This window comes from Agrobacterium sp. 6Ca8 (assembly GCF_055382765.1).
The window spans coordinates 109,291-131,112 of sequence record NZ_AP026434.1 but is presented as its reverse complement, the minus strand read 5'-3'; the positions used below and the strand labels follow the sequence as shown (position 1 = coordinate 131,112).

Below are 21,822 nucleotides of genomic sequence, written 5' to 3'. Positions count from 1 at the left end.
CTCCAGCGTTTGAAACAGGGCGACCGATGAGGGTCGATCAGCCCGTGAGAACTTCGAGAGCGCAGACGGCGGCGAACAGAGCCGCCATCATTGCAAGAATGAGATTGGATGCGCACCAGCCGCCCGGGCCGGCGCTCCCGTGAACAGGAGCGCCAGTGCGGACAGGAAGGGTGCGGTTACGTCGGGGAGTATCCTTCGTCATGGCACCACCTCAAAATACCTGGCCGGCGGCCATGACCAGATGTTCCACGACCGGACCAAGCGCCAGGGCCGGCAGGAAGGTGAGGCCACCGACGACCACGATCGTGCCGACGAGCAGACCGACGAAGAGCGGGCCGTCCGTGGGGAAGGTGCCGGCTGATGCCGGAACGGTCTTTTTGGTAACCAGCGAGCCGGCAATCGCCAACGCCGGGATGATCACCAGAAAACGTCCCATCAACATGCCAAAACCAAGCGTGATGTTGTACCAGGTCGTGTTGCCCGTGAGGCCGCCGAAGGCAGAGCCGTTGTTGGCAGCAGCCGAGGTATAGGCATAAAGAATCTCGGAGAACCCGTGCGGTCCGGCTGTGCCGACCGACGCGACCGCCGAGGGCAGAATTGTGGCGGTGGCTGTGAAAACCAGCATGGCGAGCGGCAGGCAGAGAATGGCCAGAACCGCCATCTTCATCTCCTTGGCCTCTATCTTCTTGCCGAGATACTCCGGCGTGCGCCCGACCATCAGCCCCGCCACGAAAATGGCGATGATGATGAAGAGAAGAATGCCATAGAAACCCGCGCCAACGCCGCCGACGATTACCTCACCCAGTTGCATGTTGATGAGCGGAATGAGACCACCGAGCGCCGTGAAGCTACCATGCATGGCGTTGACCGCACCGCAGGAGGCAGCGGTGGTGATGACCGCAAAGAGCGACGAGAGTGCCACGCCGAAGCGAGCTTCCTTGCCTTCCATGTTGCTTCCGGCAAGGCCGAAGCTGTGCATCAGCGGATTTCCGGCTGCTTCCGCCCAATAGGTCACTGCAACACCGGCGATGAACAGAACACCCATGGCAGCAAGGATTGCCCAGCCTTGACGGGTGTTGCCGACCATACGGCCGAAGACGTTGGTGAAGGCAGCACCGATCGCGAAGATCGACACCATCTGGATCATGTTGGAGATGGCATCAGGGTTTTCGAACGGATGCGCGGAATTGGCATTGAAGAAACCGCCGCCATTGGTGCCGAGCATCTTGATCGCCAGCTGCGACGCTACCGGGCCGACTGCGATCGTCTGCCGCGCGCCTTCAAGCGTCTGGGCGCCGACATAAGCGCCAAGCGTCTGCGGCACGCCGAGCCATACGTAAACCAGGGTCAGCACGATACAGGCGGGCAGCAGGATGTAGAGCGTCGAGCGCACCATATCCACCCAGAAATTGCCGATGGCCTTGCCGGAAGCGCGCGCGAAGGCGCGGATTAGCCCGATTGCAATCGCCATGCCCGTCGCGGCAGAAACAAAGTTCTGCACGGTGAAACCAGCCATCTGGGTCAGATAGGACATGGTGCTTTCGCCACCATAGTTCTGCCAGTTGGTGTTGGTGACGAAGCTGACTGCCGTGTTGAAAGACAGTTCCGGCCCGACTGCTGCCATTCCTTCCGGATTATATGGCAACATACCCTGAAAGCGCATCAGGGCGTAAAGCAGGGCAAAACCGAAGAGGTTGAAGAGGAGCATGGAAAACGCATAGGTCGTCCAGTGCTGTTCTTCGCGCTCGCTTGTCCCGGCAAGGGCATACAGGCCGCGCTCGACGGGTGCGAGAACCGGCGAAAGCAGGGTGCGTTCGCCATTGAAGACTCGCGCCATATAGAAGCCGAGAGGCTTCACCAGCGCGACAACGATCCCGCAGAAAAGCAGGATCTGAAACCATCCATTGAGGGTCATGGTATTGAACTTTCAATAGCCGCCGCTTCCCGATCAGAAGCGTTCGGGGCGAATGAGAGCATAGGTGAGGTAGGCGGCGATAAAGACGGTGACGGCACCGCTCAAAACATAGTCGAATAACATCTCGACCTCCGCCTAAAGCCGGTCGCAGGCGCGCGTATAGGCAAAGCAGAGCGCGAAAAACACCGTGGCTGCGCCGATCAGAATAACGTCCATCATCGATGGGACTCCTTTTTTAACCGAGGAGCCGGACAGGAAGAAAAGCGCCGTCATGTGGGACGTCGCTTTTCATTCTTTCTGGCTGGGAAGAAACACCATCCCTTCCCGCACAGAAGAATGCACCCGAACCGCATAAAGGTTCGAGACGGCGGCAGATGGAATAAAATAGGAATCCCATAGGAATTTCGATGCTCGCCAATGCGGGCCTTGCAGCCGCTGCTTAAGAGAGCGAGCCGTCTTTGAACGCGGAAACGATCTTTTCCGCCGGGCTGTTGGCGGCAATCAGCGCCGCAAGCAGTATACGCGCCTGTCCGGGGCGCAGCGTTGACGAATGGATGGCACCGGCCGCGACCAGATCGTGACCGCCGCCGCCACCGCCGTAACTCGCCACCAGCAGTCCTTCCGGGACCCTGCTGGAGACGACAACGGGAACGCCTCGCTCGGCACAGCGCTTCACCGCCACAGCGATGCCCGGATTGGCGTTGCCGGAGCCAAGTGCGGCAAGCACGATCCCATCCGCACCGGCCTGCAGGCTTGCCTCGATATGGGCGGCATCACAACCGGGATAAATGGCAACGATATCAACCCGCAGATCGGCGAGGGGCACAGCAAGCTCCAGCGCTGCGGCATGGGCCGCCGGCCGCGCAGAGCGGAACGCATCCGCCGCATCCGCGCTCAGCTTGTACAGCCCCCATGCCGGCAGACATCTGCCACCGAAGGATAAAAGCACGCCGCGTTCGGCATTCGTCTGATCAAGCGCCGTTTCTATGGCCGCGGCCAGATTGGACGGCCCGTCCGCATTCGGATGGTCGGCCGTAAACTGTGCGCCGGTGAAGACAACCGGCTTGGTGATAGCATGCTGCAAATGCACGAGCAGCGAGGATTCTTCCATCGCATCGGTTCCATGCAGAACGACGACACCGGTGACAGCGGGATCATTGAGCTCCACGCCTACCGCATCGCTGATGCGCTGCATGTCGGCCAATGTCAGGCTGGAGGAATCCTTCGCCATCAGATCGACCGGCTTCAGCCTCGCGTTGATTTGCGGAACCAGTGCAAGCAAGTCTTCACCCGAAAGGCTTGGTGTGCTGGCGCCATCGGCGCCGCGCCTGCTGGCGATGGTACCACCGGTGGCGATGACCGCCACCAGTGGAGCTTCACCATGCCCGCTCAATGCGATGCTCCCACGCCTGCACGTTCGCCGGCCAGACGGTGGATACGGTCGCGCAGCATATACCAGCCGATGACCAGCGCCGGGATGATGACCAGCAGCGAAGCGATGGTCCACGAGCCGACAGGGTAATCAAAAGCCATCAGCACCAGCACGCCGAACAGGAAGACGAGTGTGAGAATGCCAGTGTAAGGCGCACCGAACATGCGGAAATCCGGGCGAGCCAGTTCGCCGCGCCTGGAAAGCTGCCAGAGTTTGAGCTGGCAGAGCACGATGACGGCCCATGCGCAGATGATGCCGAGCGCCGACAGGTTGAGTGCAATTTCGAAGGCCGCAGCTGGCACGACGGCGTTCAGCGCCACACCGAGAACGGTGACGGCGGCGGTCACCGCAATACCGCCATAGGGCACGCCGGCCTTGTTCATCTTTGCCAGCGCTGCCGGCGCCGATCCGGAGACCGCCATCGAATGAAGAATACGGCCGGTAGAATAAAGCCCGGCATTGAGCGAAGACAACACGGCGGTTAGCACCACAAGGTTCATGATCACATCCGCACCCTGAACACCGATGGAACCGAAGAAGGTAACGAAGGGGCTCTCGCCAGCCTTATAGGCGGTATAAGGCAGAAGCAGCGTGAACAGCAATACCGAGCCGACATAAAACACCACGAGGCGCAGCACCACGGCACGGATGGCACGGGGCATGACCTTGCGCGGGTCTTCGGTTTCCCCTGCCGCCGTGCCGATCAGTTCGATCGAGGCGTACGCGAACACTACTCCCTGAATGATGACGAAGGCGGGAAGAATGCCGTTCGGGAAGAAGCCGCCATTGTCGGTGATAATGCTGAAGCCTGTCACATGCCCTTCAATGGGCGTGCCAAAGATGACGAAATAGACGCCAACGACGAGGAAGATCGCAAGCGCCAGCACCTTGATCAGGCTGAACCAGAACTCAAGCTCGCCAAAAACCTTCACCGACAGCATGTTCATCGCCAGCACGACCAGAAGTGCCGTAAGTGCAAACACCCATTGGTCGATGCCCGCCAGCCAGGGGACGTAGTGCTTGAAGAAGTTCATATAGAGCGCAACGGCGGTCACATCGGCCACCGAGGTCATTGCCCAGTTCAACCAATACATCCAGCCGGCAAAGAAAGCCATCTTCTCGCCATAGAACTCGCGGGCATAGGACACGAACGAGCCGGAACTCGGGCGATGCATGATTAGTTCGCCAAGTGCACGCAGCACCAGAAACGCAAAGAAGCCGCAAAGCGCATAAACGAACACCAGCGCCGGACCGGCCTGCGCCAGCCGTCCACCGGCGCCCAGGAACAGCCCGGTGCCAATTGCGCCACCAATCGCGATCATCTGGATCTGACGCGGTTTGAGTGCCTTGTGGTATCCGAGGTCTTCTTCCGTGAAGACCTCGCGTTCGGCAGGTGCCGTTTTTACAGATTTCATTGATATTTCTCCTCCCAATGAATTTGCTTTGCAGTCGGCGATACGCCGGAAATCATAATTGGAACTGGCATGCTCGGTGCTGGATACAGCACCAGCAAGCTCATGCATCGCTGTAAAGCTGCATGACAGATTTTTGCCCTCATAATTGCAGAGAATGCCGTTCGTCAAGGGGATCGAAGCATTATTGACCTTCGTACGGCGAAGGATTAAGGTCGAAAAATCTGTAAGACAGCTTTACAGATTTAGGTAACGCTTTGAGCTATTGGAGGAAAAAGTGGGCGTGACGCGCATGGAGCATGATTTGCTCGGAACGAAGGAAATTCCGGCAGATGTTTATTGGGGCGTGCACACGGCGCGCGCGGTGGAGAACTTTCAGATCACCGGCGTAACGATCGGCCACAACCCCTATCTCGTCAGGGGACTGGCCTATGTGAAGGAGGCCGCCGCCCTCGCCAATCACGAGCTTGGCTTGCTTGACCGGGAGCGAATGGAAGCAATCGTCAGAGCCTGCCGCGAAATTCGTGAGGGTGCGCTTCACGAGCAGTTCGTCGTGGATGAAATTCAGGGCGGTGCTGGCACTTCCACCAACATGAACGCCAACGAGGTCATCGCCAACCGGGCACTTGAACTGCTCGGCCACGCGAAAGGCGATTATGCCCACCTTCACCCAAACGACCACGTCAATCTCAGCCAGTCAACCAACGATGCTTATCCGACGGCGGTCAATGTAGGAATGATCGAAGCGATCGACGATCTCGCGGCTTCGATGGGTGTGTTGAAAGACGCGTTCGATCGCAAGGCACAGGAGTTTTCCGGCTTCATCAAGCTGGGACGGACGCAATTGCAGGATGCCGTGCCGATGACGCTCGGTCAGGAGTTCCGCACTTTCGTGGTGATGCTGGGTGAGGATCAGGCCCGCCTCATCGAATCCGCAGCCCTGCTGCACGAGATCAATCTCGGCGCCACCGCCATCGGCACCGGGCTCAATGCACCGCGAGGTTATGCGGCGCTTGCCTGCCAGCATCTGGCGCGGTTGACCGGACGCCCGCTGGTGACGGCCGCCGACCTGATCGAAGCGACGCAGGACCCCGGCGCATTTGTGCATCTGTCTGGCGTGTTGAAACGTGTCGCCGTCAAACTGTCAAAAACCTGCAACGACCTTCGCCTGCTCTCTTCCGGCCCACGCGCCGGCATCGGCGAAATCACCCTGCCCTCCGTTCAGGCAGGGTCGAGCATCATGCCGGGCAAGATCAATCCGGTCATTCCCGAAATGGTCAATCAGGTGGCTTATGCGGTAATCGGCAACGACATCACCATCACAATGGCCGCCGAAGCCGGGCAGCTTCAGCTGAACGCCTTCGAGCCGATCATGGTGCGTGCCCTTTCCCAGAGCATCAGCCAGCTAAGCGCCGCTTGCCGGACTTTGGCGGCACGTTGTGTCGATGGCATCGTCGCCAATCCCGCCATCATGGCACAGCGTGTGGAGGAATCGATCGGTCTCGCAACCGCGCTTAACCCGCTTATCGGATACTATGCAGCAACTGACGTCGCAAAGGAGGCGCTGGCTAGCGGCCGCACCGTCCCGCAGGTGGTGCTGGAGCGCGGCTATCTGACAGAGGCGCAACTTCAGCAGGCACTGAGCCCCCGCCACCTCGCCAACCTACCCGCGCTCACGGGTGTCGAGCCCGATCTTCTCCAATAATGGTCGTTACCACTTGCTTCACCTGACCCAGATGAAGCTCCATCGCTTCGCGCGCATCGGGGGATGAACCCCGCCGGATCGCCTCGACGATCCGGCGGTGCTCCAAATTCGATGCAACGCGCCGGCCAGCCATCAGGTTGACCATCTCGGACTGTTGGGAAAGAGCCTCGCGCGCATCGGCCACAACCTTGGCAAACAGTGCATTGGACGAGGCTTCCGCAATGGCGCAATGAAACTGCCCGTCCAGCAGCACCCACGGATGCGGCCTTTCCTCAGCCTCCATCCTGTCGCAGAGTTCGAGCAGGGTCTCTAGTTGGGCATCCGTGCGCCGCAGCGCCGCCCAACCGGCCGCCGGCACCTCGATGAAGGGGCGTGCCTCGATCAGATCACGGGCGGAATATGCTCCGTAACTCAATTCAGCAGGCGGTGTGGCGGTCATTACATAGGTGCCGCTACCCGTGCGCGTCTGCGTCAACCCCAGAGTCTGGAGAGATCGCAACGCCTCGCGCACGATCGGCCGGCTGACACCATATCTTTCCGCCAGATGGGCTTCGGAGGGCAGCCGGGTTCCGACCACGAGCTGACCAGAGGTGATGGCCGAACGGATATCTTCGAACACCACTTCTGCGGCATTCTTGCGATTGATCGGCTTTGCGTCCGCAAGCCAATCCGACAACCCGCCCATCCTTGAACCCTCCGGCACCCTTGGTCTGTCAACGACGCAGAAGCAAACGCTTATCTATTGAAGGACAGCGCCGCTCCCGCAGCTAAGCCGATCTTCCTAACACTATCTGCGCCGAAGGAACAACGATGGCGGGCACATTTGCAGAATTTAAGCGGGACAGTGGCTTTGCCGGCGCCACACCCTCGCGATCACGAGGGTGTGGCTGTCTCGCAGGAAATTACGTCTTGATTTCCTGAACTTCCTGTTTGTCATGCTCGCGCGGAATGCGGAACCACGCGACATAGAGTGCCGGAAGGAACAGCAGCGTGAGCGCCGTGCCAACCACGATGCCGCCCATCATGGCATAGGCCATCGGACCCCAGAATATCTCCCGAGATATGGGGATGAGAGCAAGTGTTGCCGCCGCAGCCGTCAGCATGATCGGTCGCATGCGATGCTCGGTCGCCTCGATGACGGCATGCCAGGCCGAGACCCCCTCGCTTCTGAGATGTTCGATCTGAACGACGAGAATGACCGAGTTTCGGATCAGAATACCGATCAGTGCCAATATGCCGAGAATGGCGACGAAACCCATCGGCGCGTTGGAGAGCAGCAGCGCTGCCACCACGCCGATCAGCGCCGTCGGGGCAACGGCAAAGACAAGAAACAGCCGGCTGAAGCTCTGCAACTGAACCATAAGGATCGTTGCCATCGCAAACAGCATCAGAGGCACCACGGCTACGATTGGCGCCTGCGAATCCGCGCTGGATTCCACCGAGCCACCTATTTCCACCTTGTACCCCACGGGGAGCGACTTTTCGAAAGCCTCGAGTTTCGGCTTCAACTGCTCCACGATCGTCGCCGGCTGCGTCGGGCCGATGATGGCAGCCTTGACCGTGACTGTCGGAATTCTGTCGCGACGCCAGATGGTCGGCTGTTCCAGCTCGTAGCGGAAATTGGCGATTGCCGACAGCGGCACGGCCTTGCCGTTCGTGGCCGGCAATTGCAGGTTCTGCAATGTTTCGATGGAGCCGCGCTCCGCCAGCTGCGCACGCGCCACCACATTGACGAGGTAGATATCATCCCTGACCTGCGTCACGGTGGAACCCTCGACAATGCTGTTCATGGCATTGGCGATGTCTTCCGAAGAGACACCGAGCTGGCGGGCCTTGTCCTGCAAAACGTCGACCTTGACCACCCGCGTCGGCTCATTCCAGTCCATGACCATGTTGGACAGCAGCCGATGTTCGCCGACGATGCCCGCCAGCTGCTGGCCGAGTTCGCGGACATGCTGGATATCCGGACCGCTCAAGCGATATTGCACCGGCTTTCCGACCGGAGGGCCGATGTCGAGCAATTTCACGAAGGCGTCGGTGCCGGTAAACGTCCGGTTCAGATAGTCCTGCAACTCAGCGCGCACCTTGTCGCGCACATCAAGCCCCTTGGTGACGATGATCGTCTGGCCGAAGGTGACATCAGGCGTCTGCACGTCAAAGGAGAGGATGAAACGTGGTGCGCCTTCACCGACATAGGTCGTCCAGTGGTCGATGTCAGGGTTTTTCGCCAGCGCTTCCTGCTCGAACTGTGCCATCTGCCGGTTGGTTTCGGCAATCGAGCTGTTCTGTGGCAGGTTCCAGTCCACGATCAGTTCCACACGGTCGGAGGCCGGGAAGAACTGCTGCTGCACGAGGCTCATGCCGCCAACGGAAATGGCAAACAACGCAACCGTGAGGATGATCGTAACCCAACGAAAGCGCAGCGCCCGGGATAGAAGCCAGGAAAAGCCAGAGGCAAAACGGCCCTTCTTCTCATGGTGCGATTTCATCGTCTTGGGCAACATCGCCACGCCAAGCAGTGGCGTGAACACAACCGCGACAATCCACGATACGATCAGCGAAACGGCGATCACCACGAACAGGGTGAATGTGAACTCACCCGCCGCGCTGTTGTTGAGGCCGACGGGAATGAAGCCGGCAACGGTGACCAACGTACCGGTCAGCATCGGGAATGCGGTCGAAGTATAAACATAGGTCGCCGCTTTTCTGAGATCGTCGCCGACCTCGAGGCGTGCGACCATCATCTCGACAGCAATCATAGCATCGTCGACGAGAAGCCCGAGCGCGATGATAAGCGCGCCGAGAGAGATGCGTTGCAGCGAAATGCCGGTATATTCCATGTAGACGAAGGTGATCGCCAGCACGAGCGGTATAGAGACCGCAACCACCATGCCCGCCCGCAATCCGAGGCTTATGAAGCTGATGACGAGAACGATTGCAATTGCCTCGAACAGCGCCGAAGTGAAGCCGGAGACCGCCTCATCGACCACGGCCGGCTGATCGGACACGCGATGCACATCGACGCCAACAGGCAGGTCCGCCACGATACGCTTCATCTGTGCATCCAGCTCCTCGCCGAAATGCACGAGGTTCGCACCGGTTTTCATGCCTATGGCAAGACCGATGGCCGGTTGCCCGTTAAAGCGGAACAGCGAAGACGGCGGATCGACATAACCGCGCCGGATCGTCGCCACTTCCGTCAGCGGGAAGAACCGGTTGTTGACGCGCAGATTGATGGCGCGAAGGCTGTCTTCCGAGGTGAACTGGCCGCTGACACGCAGCGCAACACGTTCCGGCCCGGCATTGACGAAGCCGGACTGGGTGACAGCATTCTGGGCTTGCAGCGTCTTGATGATCGATTGCTGATCGATTCCCAGCGCTGCGATCTGCCGCGTGGAAAACTCCAGATAGATCGCCTCGTCCTGCGCGCCGATGACATCAACCTTGCCGATATTATCGACAGTCAGAACCTTGGCACGCGCGTCCTCCACCAGATCGCGCAATTGCCGCTGGCTGAGACCGTCGCTGGTGAAGGCGTAGATATTGCCATAAACATCGCCGAAACGGTCGTTGAAGAACGGGCCGACAACGCCCGAGGGGAAGTCGCCCTTGATGTCGCCGATCATGTTACGCACGCGCACCCAGGTGGGTTCAACATTCTTGGCTTTGGTTTCCGGCACGAGTTCCACGAAAATCGTCGTCTTGCCAGCCACTGTCTGGCTGCGAAGATAGTCGAGATTGTCGAGCTCCTCGAGCTTCTTCTCGATCCTGTCGGTCACCTGCCTGGCCACTTCCTCCGCAGAAGCGCCGGGCCATTGCGCGCTGATCACCATTGTCTTGATGGTGAAATTCGGATCTTCCTCACGTCCGAGGTTGAGATAGGAGAAAACACCGGCAAGAACGAAGACCAGCATGAAGTACCAGACGAGCGAACGGTGCTCGAGCGCCCAGTCGGAAAGATTAAATTTCTTCACTGATGGACCTCCTGATCGATCCTGATGGCTTGACCATCCTTAAGCTTGTGAACGCCGGCACTGGCGACACGTTCGCCGGGCTTGACGCCGCCGGTGATGCGTACACTGCCGCCTTCAGCGGGCTCGCCCTCTATTTTGACCGGGCGCGAGGTGACCGTGGCCGTATCGGTATTGACGATCCAGACACTCCAACCGTCTTCGGTTTTCAGCAGGGCCGACGAGGGGAGCATGATCTGCGATTCGGAGGCGGCAACTGCCGAGGCCGTGACGACCGAGCCGAGCCGGAATGTCGGCGGCGCATCCTGAAGGCTGATTTTCGTGCGGCGCGTGCGTGTCGCGGTTTCGGCTTCTGGGGCAATCTCACGCACCACGCCGGTGGTGCGTATCTTTGGGTCCAGTTGCAGGGCGATATCGAAGGTCGATCCGATATCAAGTCGCTGCGCCGCAAATTGCGGAACATCGACCACAACATCGCGCACTTCCGGGCGGGCAATGGTCACGACCGTCTGTCCGGCAGAGACGACCTGGCCAATTTCACCGGATGTCGCAGTCACCACGCCGTCAAATTCCGCGTGCAGCTGCGTATAGCCCAGTTGCTCCTCGGCCTTATCAAGATTTGCACGGGCTTTGGCGACGGCGGCATTGGCCGTTCGCGTGGCCTGCTCGGCCTCTTCAAGTGCTGCTTCCGTGCCGCTGCGGGCCTCGGCCAGCACGCGCTGACGCTGCTCGGTCGTCACCGCATTGGCCAGTTGCGCTTCGGCGTTGGACAGATCGGATTGGGCGCTCTTTACCGAAAGTTCCAGCGCGAGCGGATCGATCGAGGCCACCACATCGCCTTTCTTGACCAGATCGGCCACATCGACATTGCGGGCAATGATCCGGCCGAGAACACGAAAGCCGAGATCGGTCTGAATTCTCGATTCCACCGTGCCGGTCAGCCGCAGCGCATCGGCGCGCGTCTCCCCAACGACAACGGAGAGCACCGGGCGCGGCGCCTCAGCGGGCGCTTCCTGCTTTTCCTGGCAGGACGAGACCGCAATCGCCGGAAGCAGCAAAAACAAGCTTCTGTTTATCCTGAACATTATTGTGCCTGCCCCTTTTCATAGGCGACCTTTTCACCGGTACGGAGAAATTTGGTCCCGCTGGTCACGACGAGATCGCCGGGAAGAAGTCCTTCCGCCACGACGAATTGACCCGTCTCATAGTCGGAGACCTCAACCCGGCGCATGGCGATTTCCGAGGACTGCGCATCGACCACCCAGACGGCGGGAAGGCCGTTCTGCGACGCCATTGCCGACCAGGGAAGCTCAATCGCCTCCACCTGCTTGAAGCGGAAATGACCCGATACCGGTGCTCCGAGCGGCATGGTCATATCGCCGTTCAGGCCAACCTTGACCCGGATCGTCCCATTGTCGGGATCGATCGTCGGGGAAATCTCCCGCACCGGTCCCTCGACAGCGCGGGCGGGATCCGACAGGAGGCTGACATTGACGAGATTGTCGATATCGCGCTCGAGGAACAGGGATTCGTAGACATCAAATACCGCATCGCGCGGCCCGTCATGCGCCAGCGTGAAAACGAGCTGAGCGGCCTGCGCCACCTGACCGACTTCGACATTGCGCGCGGTGATCACACCATCCGCATCGGCCCTGAGTTCGGTGTAGGAAAGCGCATCGCGCGCCGTATCCAGCTGGGCCTGCGCCGATCTGACGGCGCCTTGTGTGGTGAGCAGGGTTTCCTGCGCCTTGTCGACCGCGGAGCGCGAAGTCACCTGCGTCTTGAAAAGACTTTGCTGGCGATCGAATGCCAACTGCGCCTGCGTCATCTGCGCTTCGGCAGATTGCAGGTTGGCCACCGCAACGTCGATATCCGCCTTTTGCTCTTCCGGGTCGATGCGAGCAAGCAATTGCCCGGCCTTTACCGGGGTACCCACATCCACCAGCCGCTCGGTGATCTTGCCGCTCACCCGAAAGGAAAGGTCCGTCTGGACCCGTGCCCTTACTTCACCGGTGATGACGCTGCCACGGCCGACGGGCTTTTTCGCTGCCGCAACCACATCGACGACACGCAACGGCTTTTCAGCAGGCGGCTCTTCGTTGCTGCAGGACGACAGGGCGAAAATGCCGCCGACCGCCATTGCTAAAAGAATGCTTTTCATGGTGACCTCTTGATCTTCGCCTCACCCTATAATATTTGACTGACTGAATAGTCAATGAAATTCTTGTGTCGCCGATCGGGAACCGTCCGGACGTCAAACCGGGCTCCCCGAATGATCATTCCGAATTGCCCGGCGCGTCCTCTCGGACGCATCGGGGGATGTGCCGACATATTGAACCACGCACCACGTCTTGTAAAAATCGATTCCGGTTTTTACGCCGGTGCTATAGGCAAACCACCTGTCATTTCCGCCGATTGCGACGGGTAAAAAGGCAAGTGCCGAAAGAATACGTAGGGATCCGGGGTTATGGCAAAAGCAAAACTGACACGCGCAGAACAGAAGATACAACGTCCGTTGGAAATTCTCGACGCCGCATTCGAGGAATTCACCAAGAGAGGATTTACGGCCACGCGGGTGGAGGACATTGCCGAGCGGGTGGGAGTGACGAAAGGCACGGTCTACGTCTATTTCGAAACCAAGGAGGCTCTTTTCGAGGCGATGATCAGGCATGCCTCGGCACCTTTTCAGGAGGCATTCAAGGCTTATGCACGCACGTCGGATGATCCCGTCGAGGAGCTTCGGATGCTTCTTGAATTCCTGTTCGACGCCCTCGTCGACAATAGAAAGATGCGGGAACTGTTTCGCTTCATCGTTGCGGAAGGAGCAAAATTTCCCGATCTCATCGACCAGCACCATGACGTGGTGATGGCGCCGGTATTCGAGCGGATCAATACGATCCTCGAAGAGGGCGTGGCGAAAAAAAGGTTTAGAGCCAACCCCACCGAACTGGCCAAGGTCGTCATGTCACCCATAGTCGGAACATTGGTTTTCCGGTTGATTTTCGACGATCGGCGCAGTCTGGACAAGCAGGTCGTTCTGAAGATTCATCTCGAACTGATCATGCGCGGGCTGCTGGCATAAGGGGCACTCTCCTGCCAGTCGATGACCCCTGATGCTGCGATCTGATACATCGCAAGAAACCTTACATGTCGGGCGCGATACAGCCACAATGCTGCGGTAAGGGTTTGTTGCCTCGAGCATATTGCTCGTATTTGAACGAGTAATTGCCATCCTGCTGCCGAGAACCGCTCACCACTCCAACTTTTCAGCGATTTTAGTTGCCGAGTCGAGCTATGCTCCTGCGCGAGAATGCCAGTGCCGATTAAATTCTAGTACCCTTCAATCAATTTGAGGTCACCCTGCCCCTCTGTGCAAACAGCGCCGGTACAATTAGACAGAACAGGTTCCAGCCGCGCAGAGTTGTGCGAGATCCTCGCCGAGCAGATCGACTTAATTAACCGTTTCAGATTTCAGGAGCGAGCTTACAGCTCGAACATTTATGAACAAAACAGTGAATGCCCGCGCCGAGCAGAGCACGGAACCGCCGCGGCAACGCGTGTTGGCTAGAGATCGGGCTATTCCAGAAAACGACCGCCAGCGCGGCGAACACTTTTTTCGAAATGCAGGCGACCAGAAGGATTGCTATCAACCATGACCGCGACGTTAACAGCCCAATTACCTGGCGGCGCGAGTGAAAAGGCCCTGCTTAAAATACTTTCGAATTATCGCAAACCCCGGACCGGCCGCAGCTTGTACGAACTTGCTGTGACGCTTGTTCCCTTCGTATTCCTTTGGGCAGCAGCGTCGGTATCGATTCATTTTGGTTACTGGCTTGGCCTGCTTCTGGTGATCCCCGCAGCCGGATTCCTGTTGAGGCTCTTCATACTGCAACACGATTGCGGACACGGCTCTTTTTTCGGGCGCCGTCGCTGGGATGACTGGACGGGTCGCGCAATCGGTATCCTGACGCTGACGCCCTACGACTATTGGCGCCGCGCGCATGCGGAACACCATGCGTCAGCCGGCAATCTCGATGAGCGAGGGGTTGGCGACATTACAACTCTGACCGTGACCGAATATCGTGCGCTCTCCCCGCGCGGAAAACTCGGTTATCGCTTGTACAGGCATCCGCTAGTGATGTTCGGCATCGGTCCTGCTTTCCTGTTTCTGTTCAAACAAAGGCTACCGTTTGGCATGATGCGGTCTGGAGCGTTGCCCTGGATTTCGACAATGGCAACAAATGCCGGTGTGGCCGTATTGGCCATTCTTCTTATCTGGGCGATAGGGCTCGTGCCTTTTCTGTTGGTTCATCTGCCAATAGTGCTGCTTGCCGGGTCAGCAGGTGTCTGGCTGTTTTATGTCCAGCACCAGTTTGAAGAAACCCACTGGTCCAAGCCTCCGGAATGGGCTTTTCCCCATGCGGCGATGCATGGCGCCTCGTATTACGATCTGCCGGGTCCGCTGCGTTGGATCACCGGCAATATCGGCATGCACCATGTCCACCATTTGTCGAGCAAGGTACCTTTTTACAGGTTGCCAGAGATTCTGCACGACTACCCGGAGCTTGCGAAACTTGGTCGCATCAGCCTTCGCGACAGCCTGGGCTGCGTAAAGCTCATTCTGTGGGACGAATCCACCAAACGGCTGATTTCGCTACGTGAGGCAGAAAAGCAACCGCGATAGACGAGAGCTGGAACGACGCAATACCCCTGGAGCCGGTGTGTGAGGTATCATTCCGCTAAATGCAGAACCGACCCCAATGAGACGTGGCCAACAGTGTAGGTTTGCATTGTTTCAGTAACGGCCGGCACTGTCGGCCAGAGGTTGAATTGTAGCAGCAGCCATTTTGTTGGATCGAATGCGGCTATGGCCGCGAGCGCGCCGGCCCTGATTGCTGAACGCGCGTCCGCGGTCGCAGTATCGCGCAGCTTGGCCAGATCAGAATGGGGCGCTATGGACCGAGCCTCCCGTGTGGCATATCGCGAAGCTGTAAGATCAGGTACGTGGTCGGCGTGCCAGACCAGCCATGTCTGCACCGATGGCCAGCCGAAGTCCCGTGTCAGAACCGCAAAACCTGGACCGGACAGGAAGCTGTCTATCCCTTCTGGCTCGTCCCAGAGATAGAACGGCGCGTAGAGGTTTTCAGCACTGGTGAAGCCGGCATCCTGCTTTCTGGCCGAAAGATAGGCCTTGAAACGCAGGCGTGGAAAGCCATCGAGCAGCGGCCCCTTCTCCCTTATGCGCCGGTCTATGATCGCCATGTCGTAGCCGGCAGGCAGCGTGAAGCTGTATTGCATGGCGATCATGACGTGCTCTCCTCTTTTTTGACAGGTTCCATCCAGTGGACGGCAGTTCCACTCCTGACCGGCTGGACGCTGAGATAGCTGAAGGGACAGGACGGCGCGGCGCCATGCCAATGGGCTTCGCCGGGCGCAAACCACACCGCATCTCCGGCACGGACTTCACGCGGATCGTCACCCTTGCGTTGGACGAGACCGATGCCATCCAGCACGAAGAGAAGCTGGCCGCGCGGATGACTGTGCCAATGGGTCACGACCCCCGGCGGCACAAAAGCGCGCATTGCCGTCATCTCGCCATCGATCCGGCTCGATAACAGCATCTGGACGAGGAAGACCCCGCTGGAGATACCCTCAGGTGCCGCAACTATTCCGTCACCGGCTCGACGCACGCTCATGGTGGATGGACAGGCCGGTTGCATCTCGAAAAAATCGGTCATCGGCCACTCCCATCCGCTGGTGTGCCTGCTGAAACGCCTGATGCAAAGGACCAGTCATCAAACGTCGAGTTGACGATGGCGACCATCACATCCTCCGGCCTCACACCGGGCGACACCGCCAGATTTTCGACGAGCCTCGCATAGAAGCGCGCCTTGGTTTCCGGCGATCGCGTCTTACCCGTGGTGATATGAAAGAAAATGAAATCATCCGACCGAGGGCCGCCGCGATATGTTCGGTCGAAGATCAGTTCGCCCGGTTGGTGCTGGTGGATTGCAGCGAAGCGGTCGTTTTCCGGAACGTCAAAGCAGTCGACAAGCGCGCGGTCGAGACTGTCGGAAACCGCCTTGAGATAGTCGGTGGATTTGCCCGCAAGCAGAGATATTCGGGTGAAAGGCATGAATGCGCTCCGTTCAAGAGGATTGACAGCCATACTATGAAACGACATCATCATCCTGAAAATCAAATTATTCAGGACATTACGTCCTGATTTTAGGGACATTTAATTTGCGCCTTACCCATCTGGATCTGGACGCGCTCCGCAGTTTCGTGATTGGCATCGAGACCGGGTCGTTCGCGCAGGCCGCAGACAGACTGGGGCGTTCGACCTCTGCGGTCAGCGCACAACTCAAGAAGCTGGAGGACCAGGCCGAAACCGCTCTGGTGCGCAAATCCGGCCGGGGGCTGGCGCTGACCGAGAGCGGCGAAGTGCTGCTGTCCTATGCCCGCCGCTTATTGAGCCTGAATGACGAGGCGATCAGCGCCGTTCGCGGGCCGGAACTCGCAGGCTGGATCCGCCTCGGGATTCAGGAGGATTTCGGAGAAACCGTGTTGCCGCAGGTGCTGGGCCGTTTCGCACGCGCCCATCCGCGGGTTCGGATCGAAGGGCGCATCGCTCGCAATAGCGAATTGCGGGAGAAGGTCGAGTCCGGCCATCTTGACCTCGCCTTGGCCTGGAACGACGACACGGCTTCGCCAGCTGAAACGGTTGCATCCATGCCACTGTGCTGGCTGGGCGCGGAGGAAACAGAAACTGTCTGGCAGACCGGCGGGAAAGAGCCGCTTCCACTTGCAGTCTTGGAAGCGCCGTGCCTTTTACGTAGCATTGCCTGCAACCACCTTGATCAACAGCGTATCGCCTGGCGCATTGCATTCGTCAGCCCGAGCCTCGGCGGGTTGTGGGCTGCGACAGCCGCAGGCCTTGGCATCGCACTTCGCACACCGTTCGGCCGGCCGCCTTCCGTACGGGTTCTCGATCCACTCACCAACGGTTTGCCGCAACTCCCGTCGCTGGGGCTCAGCCTTCTTCGCTCCGGAAAAGACGAAAATCCAATCAGCGCCCATCTCGCCACGATCATCCGCCAAGCCTTGCAGGAAACGCTGCCGGAAGCATGGATAGTGCGACCGTAATCGCTGAAACAGCATAAGCTTCCGCCAAGATTACAGGCACGGCGAAGCTGCGGGGGAATCTTTGCCTCGGCTCAAGGCTTGCGCTCGATTCACTAAAATTCCGCATAATATCTTTCATTATCATAATAAAAATGATTATCTGCGGAAATGGATTCAACAGACCGCAAAATCATCAGTCTTCTTGCAGAAGACGCCCGCCGCTCTCTGGCCGATATCGGAAATGTCGTGGAGCTTTCCGCTTCGGCCGTGAACGAGCGCATCCGACGCCTGACGGCCAGCGGGGCGATCCGTCGCATCACCGTTGATGCCGATCCATCCGCATTCGATTTGACCGTGATCGCCTTCGTGTGGATCGCGTTGGCGCCGGATGCGGACGAGGCCGCGTTTCGTGTCTATGCGGCGTCGCAGTCCGCTATTGCGGAATGTCACCATGTGACCGGGCAGTGGTCCTACCTCGTCAAAGTTCACGTCGGGTCGCTGGCGGAGATCGAAACCTTTCTGGCGACAATGAAACAGAACGGGTTCCTTGCCCGTACCGAAACGATCATCGCCCTGTCTTCTGTCGTGCCGGGACCATTTATGCCGAAGGAAAGCGTGGACTGATGGAACTGATGCTCGTTTTGAAAAGCATTGTGCTGGGCCTTGCGGTCGCAGCCCCGCTCGGCCCCATCGGCGCCCTCTGCATCAACCGGACCCTTGAGCGCGGGTTCTGGGCGGGAGTGGCAGGTGGCCTTGGGACTGCTCTGGCAGATGCCGTGTATGCCAGCCTCGCAGCGCTCGGCTTTTCCGCTTTCGCGGCGACCCTCGCGACAATCGATACGCCGCTCAAAATCGTTGGCGGCCTTTTCATGCTGTGGCTCGGCTGGAAAAGCCTGAGGCCCAAACCTCTGGCAGAAGCGGCCAAGGTTGGAGCGCGCGATCTGCTCGGCACCATCACCGCGACCTTTTTCCTGACGATCACCAACCCCATGACGATACTGTCCTTTGCAGCAATTTTCGCGGGTCTCGGCCTTGCTGACACATCGGGAGCGACGAGCGCGTTTTTTGTGGTCGCGGGCGTTTTTCTAGGGTCTTTATTGTGGTGGTTCATGTTGAGCGGCGGCGTTGCATTTGCCCGGCAGCGCCTTCCCACCACCTTTGCCCGCTGGGTTTCCCGCCTGTCCGGAGTGATCCTTGTCTTATTCGGGCTTTTTGCCCTAGGTTCACTTGCCTGGGGCATGATGGCTCATTGAAATGCAACGGTTTTGTCCGCGGCTCCAACTTCTGGGAAAATCGGCGCTCCCTCCACGACCGCATCGAGATCGGCGTCGTCGACGATGAAGGGCGCATTGCCGCCAAGTTCCAGTCCCAGTTTCTTGATGGTCGGCGCGCATTGCCGGTAGAGATGTTCTCCCGTGCTCGCCGACGAGCATGGGATCATTAAGATGCATATTTCCGACCCTCAACAAAAAACCTGCGCCGACGCGGGATCGAAGGTCAGATGCACGAGATCACCACGGTTGAGGCCCGAAATCGCCTCATGGCCAAATGGCAGGCGCACGGCAAAGGGCTCTCCCGAACCTGTATGGGCGACGACATGGACGTTGTTGCCAAGGAAGGTGATATCGCTGACGGTGGCCTGAAAACCGGCGTAAGAGCCCGGCCTGTTGCGGCTGAGCTGTAAACGCTCCGGACGCAGCATCAGCGCCGCCTTTTTTCCCGGCGCAGCTTCGCCATGAACCGGAATTTGGTCAAAGACGATATTCTGCCCGAGCGAAACCGTCGCCTTGCCGCCCGAGGCGGCGAGGAGATCGCAGGCGATGAAGTCGCTGTCACCGATGAATTCGGCCACGAAGCGGGTGGTGGGGTGAGCGTAAAGCTCCGGCCCCGTACCGATCTGGTCAATCACGCCTTTTGAAAACACCGCGATCCGGTCGGAGAGACGCAAGGCCTCCTCCTGATCGTGGGTGACGTAAAGGATCGTTACTTCCGTCTGCTGGTGGATGCGACGGATTTCGAACTGGATCTCTTCCCTGAGCTTCTTGTCGAGCGCCGAGAGCGGCTCGTCCATCAGAAGAACCGGCGGATCATAAGCGAGCGCCCTTGCCAAGGCCACGCGCTGCTGCTGGCCGCCCGACATCTGCGCAGGCTTTCTGTCCTCGAAACCTTCGAGACGAACGAGCCTGAGCATATCCTTCACCTTCGCATCGATTTCCGCCTTGCTCTTTCGGCGCACTTTCAGCGGAAAGGCGATATTCTCGCCAACAGACAGATGCGGAAACAGCGTGTAACGCTGGAAGACCATGCCGATATTGCGCTTGTGCGACGGCGTGGAGAGCAGGCTTTCGCCGTTCAGCAGGATGTCGCCCGCCGTCGGCTGTTCGAAACCGGCCAGAATGTAGAGCGTCGTGCTCTTGCCCGAACCGGATGGTCCGAGAAACGTCATGAACTCGCCCGGCTGCACCTCGAGATTGACGTCCTGAACGGCGACGACCGGTCCGTATTGCTTGGCGATGCCGCGAATTTGCAGGAGCGGTTTGGTCATGTTTTCAATCCTTTTCGCACAGCCGCGACAAGCAGCATGAGAATGATGGTCACCGCGATGAGAAGCGTCGATGCAGCGGCGATCACCGGCGTCAGATCCTGCCGCAGCGTCGCCCAGATTTTCACCGGCAGCGTCTGCAACGTTGGACTTGCCATGAAGATCGCCAGCACCACCTCATCCCAGGAAGTGAGGAAAGAAAAGATCGCGGCTGAGAACAGGCCATGGCTGATGGCCGGCAAGGTGATGCGGATTTTGGCCTGCAGCGGGCTCGCGCCGCATAGCACTGCAGCGTCTTCGATCGATTTATCGAAACCCTCGAGCGCGCTGGTCAACGCCAGAATGGAGAAAGGCAGCGCCACGACAAGATGGGCAATGACAAAGCCCGTGGTGGTGCCCGCAAGGCCGAGCTTCAGGAAAAAAGCATAAAGCGCCACCGCCAGCACCACGACAGGCAGGATCATCGGCGTCATGAACAAAGCCCGCAGACCCTCGCGCCCGATGAAACGCCCCCGCACCAGGCCGAAGGAGGCCACGAGGCCGATCAACACCGACAGGACTGTGACCATCACGGCGATACGCAGGCTTGTCCAGGCAGCATCCAGCCACCTCGGATCGGCAAAGAAATCCGCATACCATTTCAGCGTCCAGCCGGGCGGCGGAAAGATCAGCCATTGCGACGAGCCGAAGGACAAAGCGGCGATGAAGACAATCGGCAGGATAAGGAATGCCGCTGTCAGCACCGTGATGAAAAGGAGCAGCCACTTCCATGCGCCAAGGCTGTTGTAGTTCAAAAGCATGTCAGCGCCCCCCTGCCCCGGCCGCGCCGAAGAATTTCAGCTGGATTGCGTAAAGTGTCAGCGTCACCACCAGAAGCACCAGCGCCGCTGCCCCGCCCATGCCCCAGTTGACGAGAGACTGCACGAATTGCGCGATAAGCTCGGCCAGCATCATGTTCGCCGTGCCGCCCAGCAGCGCCGGGGTGACGAAATAGCCAAGCGACATGACGAACACCATCAGCGCGCCGGAGATCATACCCGGAGCGGCAAGTGGAATGAGAACGCGGGTCAGCGCCTGAAAGCGGGTTGCCCCGCACAGCGCCGCCGCCTGGAGAATGGCCGGATCGATCTTGCGGATGACGCCATAGAGCGGAATGATGATGAATGGCAGCATGATATAGGTCATGCCGATCGTGACGCCGGTCAGGTTGTTGACCAGTGCAAGCGGCTTGTCGATGATGCCAAGGCCCATCAGCGTCTTGTTGACGACACCCGTCCGCTGCAACAGCACCATCCAGGCATAGGTGCGTGCCAGAAGATTGGTCCACATGGACAGAAGCAAAATTGCGAAAACGACGGAGGCAAGCCGCGACGGCATGATGGCAAGCGCCCACGCGACAGGAAAACCGATGACCAGCGTTACGAGCGTGACCAGCGCCGAGACCGCGAATGTATTGAAGAAAATCTTCAGGTAGGTGGAGCTGCCCAGCAATGCGGCGTAATTGCCAAAGCCCAGAACAGGCTCGGTAACGCTGCGCGACAGCAGGATGATAACCGGCACGACGAAGAACAGGGCAAGCAGAACGAATGCCGGCAGGGTGGCGGCAAAATTGCCGGGCCGGAAGGGCATCCGCACCTTCGTCTTCGGGCTTTCTGTTTCATCGGTAAGCGAGACCATGCCCAAACCTCCCCGGAGGTGAAAATTTGCGCGGGCGCTTTTG

Annotated in this window: 22 protein-coding genes and 1 pseudogene; 6 read left to right on the top strand and 17 right to left on the bottom strand. The window is 58.9% G+C overall.

Annotated features, from left to right (window positions below):
• Positions 1-37: 37 nt before the first annotated feature.
• The 6 genes from ACZ5A6_RS14775 to ACZ5A6_RS14750 all read right to left on the bottom strand — a co-directional run bounded on the left by ACZ5A6_RS14775 (position 38) and on the right by ACZ5A6_RS14750 (position 4,762).
• Positions 38-202 (bottom strand): hypothetical protein, encoded by a 165-nt coding sequence (locus ACZ5A6_RS14775; RefSeq protein ID WP_162995269.1) that lies wholly within the window; start codon positions 200-202, stop codon positions 38-40.
• Between the two features lie 9 nt (positions 203-211).
• Positions 212-1,915: a potassium-transporting ATPase subunit KdpA gene (kdpA, locus tag ACZ5A6_RS14770; RefSeq protein ID WP_003511472.1), complete on the bottom strand. Its 1,704-nt coding sequence runs from the start codon at positions 1,913-1,915 to the stop codon at positions 212-214.
• 33 nt (positions 1,916-1,948) lie between these two features.
• The gene (gene kdpF / locus ACZ5A6_RS14765) at positions 1,949-2,038 is read right to left on the bottom strand and encodes a K(+)-transporting ATPase subunit F (protein WP_003511473.1); all 90 of its coding nucleotides are present in this window, start codon (positions 2,036-2,038) and stop codon (positions 1,949-1,951) included.
• Positions 2,039-2,050: 12 nt separating this feature from the next.
• Positions 2,051-2,188, bottom strand: coding sequence for a hypothetical protein (locus ACZ5A6_RS14760; RefSeq protein WP_003497749.1), 138 nt, complete (start codon positions 2,186-2,188; stop codon positions 2,051-2,053).
• A 166-nt stretch (positions 2,189-2,354) separates the two neighbouring features.
• On the bottom strand, positions 2,355-3,308 hold the full coding sequence (locus tag ACZ5A6_RS14755; RefSeq protein ID WP_038494287.1) for an asparaginase: 954 nt from the start codon (positions 3,306-3,308) through the stop codon (positions 2,355-2,357).
• Positions 3,305-4,762: an amino acid permease gene (locus tag ACZ5A6_RS14750; RefSeq protein WP_013761874.1), complete on the bottom strand. Its 1,458-nt coding sequence runs from the start codon at positions 4,760-4,762 to the stop codon at positions 3,305-3,307. Before ACZ5A6_RS14750 ends, ACZ5A6_RS14755 begins: the two co-directional genes overlap by 4 nt.
• A 289-nt stretch (positions 4,763-5,051) precedes the next feature.
• On the opposite strand from ACZ5A6_RS14750, the gene ACZ5A6_RS14745 reads away from it, so the two are divergent.
• A complete protein-coding gene (locus ACZ5A6_RS14745) occupies positions 5,052-6,464 on the top strand; it encodes an aspartate ammonia-lyase (protein WP_013761875.1) in 1,413 nt (470 codons plus the stop codon).
• Here ACZ5A6_RS14745 and ACZ5A6_RS14740 read toward each other — a convergent pair.
• The 4 genes from ACZ5A6_RS14740 to ACZ5A6_RS14725 form a co-directional block, all read right to left on the bottom strand.
• Positions 6,433-7,149, bottom strand: coding sequence for a FadR/GntR family transcriptional regulator (locus tag ACZ5A6_RS14740; protein WP_019564936.1), 717 nt, complete (start codon positions 7,147-7,149; stop codon positions 6,433-6,435). The genes ACZ5A6_RS14745 and ACZ5A6_RS14740 overlap by 32 nt on opposite strands.
• Before the next feature lie 217 nt (positions 7,150-7,366).
• Positions 7,367-10,438 carry an efflux RND transporter permease subunit gene (locus ACZ5A6_RS14735; RefSeq protein WP_112291819.1) on the bottom strand — a complete coding sequence of 1,024 codons (3,072 nt, stop codon included), beginning with the start codon at positions 10,436-10,438 and terminating at the stop codon, positions 7,367-7,369.
• Positions 10,435-11,520 (bottom strand): efflux RND transporter periplasmic adaptor subunit, encoded by a 1,086-nt coding sequence (locus tag ACZ5A6_RS14730; protein WP_076845428.1) that lies wholly within the window; start codon positions 11,518-11,520, stop codon positions 10,435-10,437. Before ACZ5A6_RS14730 ends, ACZ5A6_RS14735 begins: the two co-directional genes overlap by 4 nt.
• A complete protein-coding gene (locus tag ACZ5A6_RS14725; RefSeq protein WP_025595357.1) occupies positions 11,520-12,596 on the bottom strand; it encodes an efflux RND transporter periplasmic adaptor subunit in 1,077 nt (358 codons plus the stop codon). Before ACZ5A6_RS14725 ends, ACZ5A6_RS14730 begins: the two co-directional genes overlap by 1 nt.
• Before the next feature lie 306 nt (positions 12,597-12,902).
• Here ACZ5A6_RS14725 and ACZ5A6_RS14720 point away from each other — a divergent pair, with 306 nt between their 5' ends.
• A complete protein-coding gene (locus ACZ5A6_RS14720) occupies positions 12,903-13,517 on the top strand; it encodes a TetR/AcrR family transcriptional regulator (protein WP_019564940.1) in 615 nt (204 codons plus the stop codon).
• 570 nt (positions 13,518-14,087) lie between these two features.
• Entirely contained in the window at positions 14,088-15,119 is a 1,032-nt protein-coding gene (locus ACZ5A6_RS14715; protein WP_003511482.1) for a fatty acid desaturase, read from the top strand.
• Positions 15,120-15,166: 47 nt separating this feature from the next.
• On the opposite strand, the gene ACZ5A6_RS14710 is transcribed toward ACZ5A6_RS14715, so the two are convergent.
• Genes ACZ5A6_RS14710 through ACZ5A6_RS14700 form a run of 3 tightly spaced genes read right to left on the bottom strand, consistent with a single transcriptional unit; the run spans position 15,167 to position 16,571 of the window.
• Positions 15,167-15,742 (bottom strand): DUF4865 family protein, encoded by a 576-nt coding sequence (locus ACZ5A6_RS14710; protein WP_035199704.1) that lies wholly within the window; start codon positions 15,740-15,742, stop codon positions 15,167-15,169.
• Entirely contained in the window at positions 15,739-16,173 is a 435-nt protein-coding gene (locus ACZ5A6_RS14705) for a cupin domain-containing protein (RefSeq protein WP_112178511.1), read from the bottom strand. The genes ACZ5A6_RS14710 and ACZ5A6_RS14705 overlap by 4 nt, the downstream gene beginning before the upstream one ends.
• Positions 16,170-16,571 (bottom strand): tautomerase family protein, encoded by a 402-nt coding sequence (locus ACZ5A6_RS14700; RefSeq protein WP_019564945.1) that lies wholly within the window; start codon positions 16,569-16,571, stop codon positions 16,170-16,172. Before ACZ5A6_RS14700 ends, ACZ5A6_RS14705 begins: the two co-directional genes overlap by 4 nt.
• Positions 16,572-16,678: 107 nt before the next feature.
• On the opposite strand from ACZ5A6_RS14700, the gene ACZ5A6_RS14695 reads away from it, so the two are divergent.
• From ACZ5A6_RS14695 to ACZ5A6_RS14685, 3 genes are all read left to right on the top strand, one after another.
• Positions 16,679-17,581 (top strand): LysR substrate-binding domain-containing protein, encoded by a 903-nt coding sequence (locus tag ACZ5A6_RS14695; RefSeq protein ID WP_112291816.1) that lies wholly within the window; start codon positions 16,679-16,681, stop codon positions 17,579-17,581.
• A 147-nt stretch (positions 17,582-17,728) separates the two neighbouring features.
• Positions 17,729-18,184: an Lrp/AsnC family transcriptional regulator gene (locus ACZ5A6_RS14690; protein ID WP_112291814.1), complete on the top strand. Its 456-nt coding sequence runs from the start codon at positions 17,729-17,731 to the stop codon at positions 18,182-18,184.
• A complete protein-coding gene (locus tag ACZ5A6_RS14685; RefSeq protein WP_112291811.1) occupies positions 18,184-18,813 on the top strand; it encodes a LysE family translocator in 630 nt (209 codons plus the stop codon). The genes ACZ5A6_RS14690 and ACZ5A6_RS14685 overlap by 1 nt, the downstream gene beginning before the upstream one ends.
• A gap of 38 nt (positions 18,814-18,851) precedes the next feature.
• Here ACZ5A6_RS14685 and ACZ5A6_RS14680 read toward each other — a convergent pair.
• From ACZ5A6_RS14680 to ACZ5A6_RS14665, 4 genes and pseudogenes are all read right to left on the bottom strand, one after another.
• Positions 18,852-18,986, bottom strand: a pseudogene (locus tag ACZ5A6_RS14680) (aldehyde dehydrogenase family protein); the annotation flags it as partial.
• Between the two features lie 36 nt (positions 18,987-19,022).
• Positions 19,023-20,105: an ABC transporter ATP-binding protein gene (locus ACZ5A6_RS14675; protein ID WP_112291809.1), complete on the bottom strand. Its 1,083-nt coding sequence runs from the start codon at positions 20,103-20,105 to the stop codon at positions 19,023-19,025.
• The gene (locus ACZ5A6_RS14670; protein WP_013761889.1) at positions 20,102-20,902 is read right to left on the bottom strand and encodes an ABC transporter permease; all 801 of its coding nucleotides are present in this window, start codon (positions 20,900-20,902) and stop codon (positions 20,102-20,104) included. Before ACZ5A6_RS14670 ends, ACZ5A6_RS14675 begins: the two co-directional genes overlap by 4 nt.
• Position 20,903: 1 nt before the next feature.
• Complete coding sequence (locus tag ACZ5A6_RS14665; RefSeq protein ID WP_370647636.1) at positions 20,904-21,731, bottom strand: ABC transporter permease; 828 nt, start codon at positions 21,729-21,731, stop codon at positions 20,904-20,906.
• Positions 21,732-21,822 lie beyond the last annotated feature (91 nt).

What these genes read in the sequence shown, in the direction of transcription:
- ACZ5A6_RS14710 (WP_035199704.1), bottom strand. Translation starts at nt 15,742, where the DNA reads ATGATCGCCATGCAATACAGCTTCACGCTGCCTGCCGGCTACGACATG.
- ACZ5A6_RS14725 (WP_025595357.1), bottom strand. Translation starts at nt 12,596, where the DNA reads ATGAAAAGCATTCTTTTAGCAATGGCGGTCGGCGGCATTTTCGCCCTG.
- kdpF (WP_003511473.1), bottom strand. Translation starts at nt 2,038, where the DNA reads ATGTTATTCGACTATGTTTTGAGCGGTGCCGTCACCGTCTTTATCGCC.
- ACZ5A6_RS14685 (WP_112291811.1), top strand. Translation starts at nt 18,184, where the DNA reads ATGGAACTGATGCTCGTTTTGAAAAGCATTGTGCTGGGCCTTGCGGTC.
- ACZ5A6_RS14775 (WP_162995269.1), bottom strand. Translation starts at nt 202, where the DNA reads ATGACGAAGGATACTCCCCGACGTAACCGCACCCTTCCTGTCCGCACT.
- ACZ5A6_RS14715 (WP_003511482.1), top strand. Translation starts at nt 14,088, where the DNA reads ATGACCGCGACGTTAACAGCCCAATTACCTGGCGGCGCGAGTGAAAAG.
- ACZ5A6_RS14750 (WP_013761874.1), bottom strand. Translation starts at nt 4,762, where the DNA reads ATGAAATCTGTAAAAACGGCACCTGCCGAACGCGAGGTCTTCACGGAA.
- ACZ5A6_RS14690 (WP_112291814.1), top strand. Translation starts at nt 17,729, where the DNA reads ATGGATTCAACAGACCGCAAAATCATCAGTCTTCTTGCAGAAGACGCC.
- kdpA (WP_003511472.1), bottom strand. Translation starts at nt 1,915, where the DNA reads ATGACCCTCAATGGATGGTTTCAGATCCTGCTTTTCTGCGGGATCGTT.
- ACZ5A6_RS14705 (WP_112178511.1), bottom strand. Translation starts at nt 16,173, where the DNA reads ATGACCGATTTTTTCGAGATGCAACCGGCCTGTCCATCCACCATGAGC.
- ACZ5A6_RS14745 (WP_013761875.1), top strand. Translation starts at nt 5,052, where the DNA reads ATGGAGCATGATTTGCTCGGAACGAAGGAAATTCCGGCAGATGTTTAT.
- ACZ5A6_RS14700 (WP_019564945.1), bottom strand. Translation starts at nt 16,571, where the DNA reads ATGCCTTTCACCCGAATATCTCTGCTTGCGGGCAAATCCACCGACTAT.
- ACZ5A6_RS14665 (WP_370647636.1), bottom strand. Translation starts at nt 21,731, where the DNA reads ATGCCCTTCCGGCCCGGCAATTTTGCCGCCACCCTGCCGGCATTCGTT.
- ACZ5A6_RS14730 (WP_076845428.1), bottom strand. Translation starts at nt 11,520, where the DNA reads ATGTTCAGGATAAACAGAAGCTTGTTTTTGCTGCTTCCGGCGATTGCG.
- ACZ5A6_RS14670 (WP_013761889.1), bottom strand. Translation starts at nt 20,902, where the DNA reads ATGCTTTTGAACTACAACAGCCTTGGCGCATGGAAGTGGCTGCTCCTT.
- ACZ5A6_RS14675 (WP_112291809.1), bottom strand. Translation starts at nt 20,105, where the DNA reads ATGACCAAACCGCTCCTGCAAATTCGCGGCATCGCCAAGCAATACGGA.
- ACZ5A6_RS14760 (WP_003497749.1), bottom strand. Translation starts at nt 2,188, where the DNA reads ATGACGGCGCTTTTCTTCCTGTCCGGCTCCTCGGTTAAAAAAGGAGTC.
- ACZ5A6_RS14720 (WP_019564940.1), top strand. Translation starts at nt 12,903, where the DNA reads ATGGCAAAAGCAAAACTGACACGCGCAGAACAGAAGATACAACGTCCG.
- ACZ5A6_RS14740 (WP_019564936.1), bottom strand. Translation starts at nt 7,149, where the DNA reads ATGGGCGGGTTGTCGGATTGGCTTGCGGACGCAAAGCCGATCAATCGC.